Below are 7,752 nucleotides of genomic sequence, written 5' to 3' on the forward strand. Positions count from 1 at the left end.
GGCAAAGGAAAAGTTTGAGCGTAATAAGCCGCACGTCAACATCGGCACGATTGGCCACGTTGACCACGGCAAGACCACGCTGACCGCAGCAATCACCAAGTATTTCGGTGACTTCAAAGCGTATGATCAGATTGACGGCGCGCCTGAAGAAAAAGCACGTGGCATCACCATCTCGACCGCCCACGTGGAATACGAGACCGACACGCGTCACTATGCGCACGTCGACTGCCCCGGCCACGCCGACTACGTCAAGAACATGATCACCGGTGCCGCACAGATGGACGGCGCGATCCTGGTTGTGAACGCTGCTGACGGCCCGATGCCGCAAACGCGTGAGCACATCCTGCTGGGCCGCCAGGTTGGCATCCCGACCATGGTCGTGTTCATGAACAAAGTGGATCAGGTTGACGACGAAGAGCTGCTGGAACTGGTGGAAATGGAAATCCGCGAGCTGCTGTCTTCGTATGACTACCCCGGCGACGACATTCCGGTCATCGCAGGTTCGGCTCTGGCCGCGATGGAAGGCAACAAGCCGGAAATCGGCGAAGAATCGATCCGCAAGCTGATGGCTGCCGTGGACGAGTACATCCCGACACCTGAGCGCGCTGTTGACCAGCCGTTCCTGATGCCGGTCGAAGACGTGTTCTCGATCTCGGGTCGTGGTACCGTTGTGACCGGCCGTGTTGAGCGTGGCGTGATCAACGTTGGCGACGAGATCGAAATCGTCGGCATCCGTGACACACAGAAAACCACCTGTACTGGTGTTGAAATGTTCCGCAAGCTGCTGGATCGCGGCGAAGCGGGCGACAACATCGGCGCCCTGCTGCGCGGCATCGACCGTGAAGGCGTTGAGCGTGGTCAGGTTCTGTGTAAGCCGGGTTCGGTTACACCGCACACCAAGTTCGAAGCCGAAGCCTATATCCTGACCAAGGAAGAAGGCGGTCGTCACACTCCGTTCTTCGCGAACTACCGTCCTCAGTTCTACTTCCGTACAACTGACGTGACCGGCACCGTGACCCTGGCAGCTGGCACCGAGATGGTTATGCCTGGCGACAACGTGTCGTTCGAGGTTGAGCTGATCGCACCGATCGCGATGGAAAACGGCCTGCGTTTCGCCATCCGCGAAGGCGGCCGCACCGTCGGCGCTGGCGTCGTGTCGAAAATCGTCGAGTAATCGCTCTCGAGATATCAAACGAAAAGGGCGTCTCTCGGGACGCCCTTTTTGTTTGCATTCCTGCTTTGGTCAGCAAGCGTTGCGCGGATAGGAATTAGTCGTAGGCCGCGTCGACGATGAATTCCACCTTCAGCTCGGTGCGTGCCAATTTGGCTTCGCCGCAAGCCCGCGCTGGGGCATGGCCCTTTGGAACCCAGGCATTCCAGACCTCGTTCAATCCTGCAAAATCCTTCATGTCGGCCAGCCAGATCGTCACGCGCAGCATCTTTTCGCGCGACGAGCCAGCCTGTTCGAGAAGGGCGTCAATCTTCTCGAGGCAAATCTGGACCTGTTCCTGAATTGTCTCGCCCTCGGCGACTTGCCCGGTCAGATAGGCCACACCGTTGTGTTTTACAATTTTTGAGGACCGTTCGCCGGTATCTATGCGTTCAATCATGGGGGTATTCTCGTTTTTTGGTGTCGGATACGGTCGTTCATGGTCACAAACCACCCGGTAAGGCAAACGGAAACCGTTTGAGTACGTTTCAGAGAAGTTTAATACGCAGGAAATAAACGTGATTTGAAAGCGCGTGGGTCTATCACGCACTCGTGCCGCCTCGAGCGTTTGTTTTTGCCACCTTTCGTTTAAACGCGAACGGGCTTTTCCATCCCGGCGCTGAGTGGCCTCGGCGTGGATTGTGGAAGCCGTTGATACTTACAACCAATCTGCCACCGCAATTCCCACAGCCCATCCGTAAATTCTCCGAAAAATCTGCGGCGGGGTTTCTTTCGGCACACAGGCGGATTATTTGGCTGCGTCACCCGGGGCGACCTTTTTCTTTTCACAATTGTCAGTATTCTGGCGGCAGGTATTCAGATTTTCGGTAACATGATCAAATCGTTAACCAAATTCATCGGGTTTCCCCTAACCGCAGTGATCGCGATTGCAGGCGTAGTGCAAGCCAAGCCTTTGCTTACGAACTCTCAGGAAACCTATGTTTCCGCGTGTCTGGATCAGAGTGACACGCCAGAGCGTATCATCGAAATATGCCAGCACGGGCAGGGTGGTGTCGGTGCATCTGATCGGCAGCGTATTGAGATCTTTGATAAGCTGGCATGGCCTATTATGATCTCGATGATATGGATCAGGCCGATGACGCGGTTGCCGAAATTCTGGCCTTGAATCCCAATGCCGAGCTTGGGCTGCAGGGGCGGGCGTGGGTTCATTATTATCATGACGAGTGTGAAGCTGCGACCGGGTTGTTTCGGCAGGCCGTGTCTCGCAAACCGAATGCCAGCAACATGGCCGGTCTGGCCGCCAGCGCGCGCCGGGCCGGAGAGATGGATTTTGCCGAATTCGAAGAGATGATGCAAACCGCTTTGGCCCTGAACCCTGAATACACTTGGGCGATGCGAGAGCTTGCCTGGATATTGGAGGATCATAACCGGCAGGACGAAGCGCTTAGCCTGTTCAGAGCCGCCAGCGAACTCGATCCATATGATCCATATGCGGAATACGGTGTCGCCTTTCTGTTGTCCGAGCAGAACGATTGGGAAGCCGCGTTTGAACACGTAAGCAGGGCGTTGGAACTGAAGCCTGATTTTGTGACCGCGTTATAGCGCCGGTCCCTTATCCTGCTGATGCTGGATCGGCCCAAACAGGCATTGAAAGATGCCGAAGCGGTGATTGAGGCCGAACCTGATGACACGGACGGCTACGTGCGAAAGGCGCGGGCGCTGTCAGACTTAGGACAAAGATCACAGGCGCATGAGGTGTTGGAGCTGGCGGAAAGCCGGGTGGGACCGGGTAGTTATCTACTTTATTGGCGGGCCAGCCTGTTGGCGGACGACCTCGAGTATGAAGCCGCTCTTTTCCACATTCGACGCAGTGTCGCGCTTGAGGGTGCCGACCGCTTTGACCACCGCCTGCATGCGGATATCGCGTTAGGGCTGGGGTACACGGATGAAGCCCGTGATGCCATTGATCAGGCGCTTGGTCTCTATCCCGATGGAGAGTTTGGGCAGTATACGAATGCGCTGGTGCTGCTGGCCGAGGACAGGTTCGATGCAGCAGAAAGCATGTTCGATTCTGCCACCGCCGCAGGCCTGCACCAGGACTATCTTGGCGACTTTCTGGCCGCTTTGGTGGCCGAGGGGCGGTTCATGCAAGCGATCAAGATGCGTGCTCGGTACAAAAACCGTCAACCGGATGCGACAAGTGACGCGCAACGTTCGAACTAGCGCGTCACTTCGAATGCAGTGATATTTACGACGTCGCCGATTCCGCCGCGCTACGCACCGCTTTGATATTTGCGCCGTAGACGTCCGGGTTATCGACCGAACCGCCCTTGAATACGGCTGAACCTGCGACCAACACATCCGCACCAGCTGCGGCCACCAACGGGGCCGTCTTGGGGTCGACGCCACCGTCAATCTCGATATGGATTGGACGGTCTCCGATCATCGACTGCAGTTTGCGAATCTTGTTGGTCATGTCGATGAATTTCTGGCCGCCAAAACCGGGGTTCACTGTCATGACGCAAACCAGATCGGTCAGGTCCAGCAAGTGTTCAACCGCGTCGGCCGGGGTGCCGGGGTTCAACGCAACGCCCGCCTTCATGCCAGCGGCGCGAATCGCCTGCAAAGTACGGTGAGTATGGGCCCCGGCCTCGACATGCGCGGTCAGGATATCGGCCCCTGCATCCGCGTAGGCTTGAATGTAGGGATCAACTGGCGTGATCATCAGATGCACGTCCATGACCGTTTTAACATGGGGGCGGAACGCTTTGACGGCGGGCGGGCCAAAGGTCAGGTTGGGCACGAAATGGCCGTCCATTACGTCGATATGGACCCAATCCGCCCCCTGAGCTTCGATGGCCTGAATCTCGGCACCGAAATTGGCGAAATCTGCGGACAGGATCGACGGGGCGATCTTGATGCTGCGGTCAAAGCTCATGAATGGCCTCATATGGATAGCGTGTTGGCACAGCATATAGCGGCGATATGCGCCAATGGGTAGGCCCTCGGTGCGCAGGGGTATTTACAAAACTTTCACTGTGCCGACACAAAGCCGTTGAATCCCGCCTGTAGCTGGTCGCCAACACGAATTGGGGGTGGCACCACTATTGCTCCAATGTTTTTACTTGCCACAAGTTCAAGCGCTTCAAGCACAGTATTTTCCGGTTTGACATCGTGAAACTCTGGTGGTTTGGATGTAAGTATGTCTCGAGCGCATGGGACATCTGATCTAACTCCCCAGACTCAGAAACGTAGACAAAACCAATCCTAACAGAACCGACAGAGATACATTTGCTTGGGCGGGGGCACAAAACACTATGGAATTGCTTGATCCGATAGAAATTGACAGCTATGGCGCCGTCACAATAGGGATATTGGTCTATTTTCTCGGCGCGCGGTTGACTCGTCGTTACGCAGTCTTGTCCAAGTACAGCATTCCGGAGCCAGTCAGCGGAGGCCTTTTGGCGGCCATTCTGGCTTTGCTTGTGGTTTTGGCCACTGGCCGTGCAATCAGTTACGAACTAAGTGCCAGAGACTTTTTGTTGGTCTACTTTTTCACGACAGTTGGTCTAAACGCCCGCTTCGCTGATCTGATAAAGGGTGGACCACTTCTTGTGCTCATGCTTGGCCTCACGATTGCCTTTATGCTCGTCCAGAACGTGGTGGGCATGATTGGTGCGCTTTTGTTCGGCATGCCGTCACAAGCAGGCGTGCTGTTGGGAACCGCATCTTTGATTGGAGGTCACGGCACAGCCATTGCCTGGGGCCCAACCAATGAAAACAGCTATCAAGTCGTCGGCGCGTCCGAACTGGGAATAGCCACAGCGACCGTTGGTCTGATCCTGGCCAGCGTCCTGGGTGGACCCATTGCCCGTTTTCTCATTCAAAAGAACGATCTCAAGAGTGTCGACGACGCAGAAGAAGAAGTTGCGACGGTTGCAGAGCCAACTACCGATCAACCATCGACAGTTACTCATGTAGACCTGATGAACTGCGTGCTCTGGATTCACATCGCTATTGCAATTGGGTATTCTGTATTTGAAGCACTTGAGGCGGCAGGAGTTAAACTGCCACTGTTCGTGCCTTGCCTCTTAAGCGGCATTTTGCTGTCGAACTTGCTGCCCCCCTTGTTTTCTAAGCTCAAATGGCCGGCGGGCACACCTGCAATGAACGTGATCTCCGAATTCAGCCTGTCAGTATTTTGGCAATGTCGTTGATGAGTATGGAGTTGTGGACGCTCGCCAGTAGCGCGGGCGTTTTGATCACAACCATGCTTTTGCAATCAATCGCGGCCGTAGCATTCATAGTTTTCATCGTGTTCCGCCTGATGGGGAAAAACTACTTCGCAGCCGTCATATCAGCGGGGTTCGCCGGTTTCTCTTTGGGTGCAACGCCAACCGCCATCGCGAATATGACGGCAGTTACGCAACGGTATGGCCCTTCGCCAGTGGCGTTTATTGTTCTGCCGTTAGTTTCGGCTTTCTTTGTCGATTTAGCGAACGCGTTCATAATTCAGTGGTTCCTTGGGTTTGGTTGAAGCACTGTGTTTCTGGTCGAAGCCAAAGAACAGCTTCCGCAAATCTATGTCGGCTTAGCCCGTGCCTTGGAACCTGCATAGTCTAGTTGTGAACGTCCGCTTTGGGCTAAAACTAGTGACTCCGCTTAAGTGACATCCATAACCTCAACGATTGAACCAAGCCGTCGTGATGTAGAGTTATTTGTCCACAAAAACTTGATCAACCACTTGAAGCTTGACTTAACAGCGCATCGCGCCGTCCGTTAACTGATGCTACGCAACTTGCTCCTGACAATTGTCGCAATTGCCTCTCTCTCGGCAACTCCTGTCGCGTCTGAGAAAATTGAACTCAATCTGGAACTGGCCCTTCTTGTCGATGTTTCAAGGTCGATGACTGAGCTAGAACTCGAGATTCAGCGGCAGGGTTACGCCGCAGCATTGATGTCGGATGAAGTTTTCGCCGCTGTTCAGTCGGGCCCTTTGCAACGGGTGGCTTTGACATACGTCGAGTGGGCGGGAACACAAGACGTTATTGTTGACTGTATGCTGTTAGAAACGCGCGCTGATCTGAATGAGTTTGCGGGTGTTCTGACCACGCATTTCGATCCCGCCTTGCGCCGCACTTCAATCTCTGAGGCCCTGATCTTCGGGGCAACGATGATCGAAGGGAACGAATTCGAAGGTCTGCGTAAAGTTATCGACGTTTCTGGCGACGAGCCCAACAATCAGGGTCGCCCGGTTTTGCAAGCGCGTGAGGCACTATTGTCGAAGTCGATCACCATAAATGGGTAACCGCTGATGGCCCATGAAGGTATGGGGAGTCAGTGGCACCTCGACGATCTTGATGTCTACTACCAGAACGGTGTGACGGGCGGACCTGGTTCATTCGTAATCCCGGTGCTTGATTGGCAAGGCTTTGCGGAGGCCGTACGACGAAAATTGGTTCTGGAAATTGGGTCAACGCCAGCAATAGGAGAGGTTATGAAGGCGCAATACGTCTCACCCTCAGACCATGACTGCCTGATTGGCGAGAAGACCTGGGAACGGAATCAACAAATACCCTAGGCTCAGGACCTATTAATCTGATTGAGGTTGTCGGTTCGGCGTGATTCAAGCTCCCAAACTGCGGGGGTTATATGAGCAATCTTTACTGGCTGAACGAAGATCAAATGGCACGGCTTCGGCCCTGTTTTCCGAAGAGCCACGGTGTGCCACGCGTCGATGATAGGCGGGTATTGAGTGGTATTATCTTTATTAATCGCAACGGCTTACGTTGGTTTGACGCACCAAAGGAGTATGGTCCACCTAAGACGCTTTATAATCGTTGGAAGCGGTGGAGCGATATGGGTGTGTTTGCCCGAATTATGGAGGGCCTTGCCGCTGAAGCCCCTGACCATAAAACGATTTCAATCGATGCGACTTGCCTCAAGGCCCACCGGACAGCTTCCAGCTTGTCGGTCAAAAAGGGGGGCGCGGACGCCTGATCGGGCGTACCAAAGGCGGCATGAACACAAAGTTGCATGCAGTGGCTGACACGGTTGGGCGGCCCATTCGGTTCTTCATGACCGCCGGTCAAGTAAGCGACTACACTGGGGCGAGAGCTCTTGTCAGTAGCCTGCCAGCAGCCGACTGGCTGCTTGGGGATCGTGGCTATGATGCGGATTGGTTCCGTGAAGCCCTTGTAGATATGGGAATAACGCCTTGCATCCCCGGGCGAAAGTCACGCGGCAAGGCCGTCAAATATGACAAAAGCCGATACAAACGCCGCAATCGTATCGAGATCATGTTTGGCCGCTTGAAAGATTGGAGGCGCGTGGCAACCCGCTATGACAGATGCCCCAAGGTGTTCCTTTCGGCCATCGCTCTCGCCGCAACCGTAATTTTCTGGTTATGAGTCCTGAGCCTAGACTTCATGCCCGTGATGCGTCGCTTTCTTATTTCGGATGCGAACATCGGGCCGAACCGATGCCACCAGTATCGAACGGCTTCATGGCTCACAACAACTCCGCGTTCGTGCAGCAAATCTTCCACATTTCGAAGCGATAGCGGGAACCGAACATACAAC

At 54.6% G+C, this 7,752-nt stretch carries 7 protein-coding genes and 3 pseudogenes; 7 read left to right on the forward strand and 3 right to left on the reverse strand.

Annotated elements, in window-relative coordinates; translation table 11 throughout:
• The coding region (gene tuf / locus RUA4292_RS16460; RefSeq protein WP_058278590.1) for an elongation factor Tu at positions 1 to 1,174 on the forward strand (1,174 nt) is incomplete at its 5' end.
• A gap of 94 nt (positions 1,175 to 1,268) precedes the next feature.
• On the opposite strand, the gene RUA4292_RS16465 is transcribed toward tuf, so the two are convergent.
• On the reverse strand, positions 1,269 to 1,610 hold the full coding sequence (locus tag RUA4292_RS16465; RefSeq protein WP_058278591.1) for a RidA family protein: 342 nt from the start codon (positions 1,608 to 1,610) through the stop codon (positions 1,269 to 1,271).
• A 432-nt stretch (positions 1,611 to 2,042) separates the two neighbouring features.
• On the opposite strand from RUA4292_RS16465, the gene RUA4292_RS16470 reads away from it, so the two are divergent.
• From RUA4292_RS16470 to RUA4292_RS16480, 3 genes are read left to right on the forward strand one after another with little or no spacing between them, the layout of a single operon-like run.
• Positions 2,043 to 2,336, forward strand: a complete 294-nt coding sequence (locus RUA4292_RS16470; protein WP_058278592.1) for a hypothetical protein — start codon at positions 2,043 to 2,045, stop codon at positions 2,334 to 2,336.
• Positions 2,270 to 2,773: a tetratricopeptide repeat protein gene (locus RUA4292_RS16475; protein ID WP_145974995.1), complete on the forward strand. Its 504-nt coding sequence runs from the start codon at positions 2,270 to 2,272 to the stop codon at positions 2,771 to 2,773. The genes RUA4292_RS16470 and RUA4292_RS16475 overlap by 67 nt, the downstream gene beginning before the upstream one ends.
• A 21-nt stretch (positions 2,774 to 2,794) precedes the next feature.
• Positions 2,795 to 3,394 carry a tetratricopeptide repeat protein gene (locus tag RUA4292_RS16480; RefSeq protein ID WP_058278594.1) on the forward strand — a complete coding sequence of 200 codons (600 nt, stop codon included), beginning with the start codon at positions 2,795 to 2,797 and terminating at the stop codon, positions 3,392 to 3,394.
• Between the two features lie 25 nt (positions 3,395 to 3,419).
• Here the strand turns inward: RUA4292_RS16480 and rpe are convergent, their stop codons facing one another.
• A complete protein-coding gene (gene rpe, locus RUA4292_RS16485; RefSeq protein WP_058278595.1) occupies positions 3,420 to 4,109 on the reverse strand; it encodes a ribulose-phosphate 3-epimerase in 690 nt (229 codons plus the stop codon).
• A 379-nt stretch (positions 4,110 to 4,488) separates the two neighbouring features.
• Between rpe and gltS the strand changes: the two are divergent.
• From gltS to RUA4292_RS24160, 3 genes and pseudogenes are all read left to right on the forward strand, one after another.
• Positions 4,489 to 5,708 (forward strand): annotated as a pseudogene (gene gltS, locus RUA4292_RS16490) (sodium/glutamate symporter).
• A 249-nt stretch (positions 5,709 to 5,957) separates the two neighbouring features.
• Positions 5,958 to 6,752 (forward strand): annotated as a pseudogene (locus tag RUA4292_RS16495) (DUF1194 domain-containing protein).
• A 71-nt stretch (positions 6,753 to 6,823) separates the two neighbouring features.
• Positions 6,824 to 7,581 (forward strand): IS5 family transposase gene (locus tag RUA4292_RS24160; RefSeq protein ID WP_145974996.1). Its coding sequence is split into 2 segments (ribosomal slippage): positions 6,824 to 7,142 and positions 7,142 to 7,581, totalling 759 coding nucleotides; the frame shifts between segments, so codons are not numbered across the junction.
• Between the two features lie 82 nt (positions 7,582 to 7,663).
• On the opposite strand, the pseudogene RUA4292_RS25365 reads toward RUA4292_RS24160, so the two are convergent.
• Positions 7,664 to 7,752: pseudogene (locus RUA4292_RS25365) on the reverse strand (IS6 family transposase); the annotation flags it as partial.

The organism is Ruegeria atlantica (genome assembly GCF_001458195.1).
Classification (GTDB): Bacteria; Pseudomonadota; Alphaproteobacteria; order Rhodobacterales; family Rhodobacteraceae; genus Ruegeria; species Ruegeria atlantica.

What these genes read in the sequence shown, in the direction of transcription:
- RUA4292_RS16465 (WP_058278591.1), bottom strand. Translation starts at nt 1,610, where the DNA reads ATGATTGAACGCATAGATACCGGCGAACGGTCCTCAAAAATTGTAAAA.
- RUA4292_RS16470 (WP_058278592.1), top strand. Translation starts at nt 2,043, where the DNA reads ATGATCAAATCGTTAACCAAATTCATCGGGTTTCCCCTAACCGCAGTG.
- RUA4292_RS16475 (WP_145974995.1), top strand. Translation starts at nt 2,270, where the DNA reads ATGGCCTATTATGATCTCGATGATATGGATCAGGCCGATGACGCGGTT.
- RUA4292_RS16480 (WP_058278594.1), top strand. Translation starts at nt 2,795, where the DNA reads ATGCTGGATCGGCCCAAACAGGCATTGAAAGATGCCGAAGCGGTGATT.
- rpe (WP_058278595.1), bottom strand. Translation starts at nt 4,109, where the DNA reads ATGAGCTTTGACCGCAGCATCAAGATCGCCCCGTCGATCCTGTCCGCA.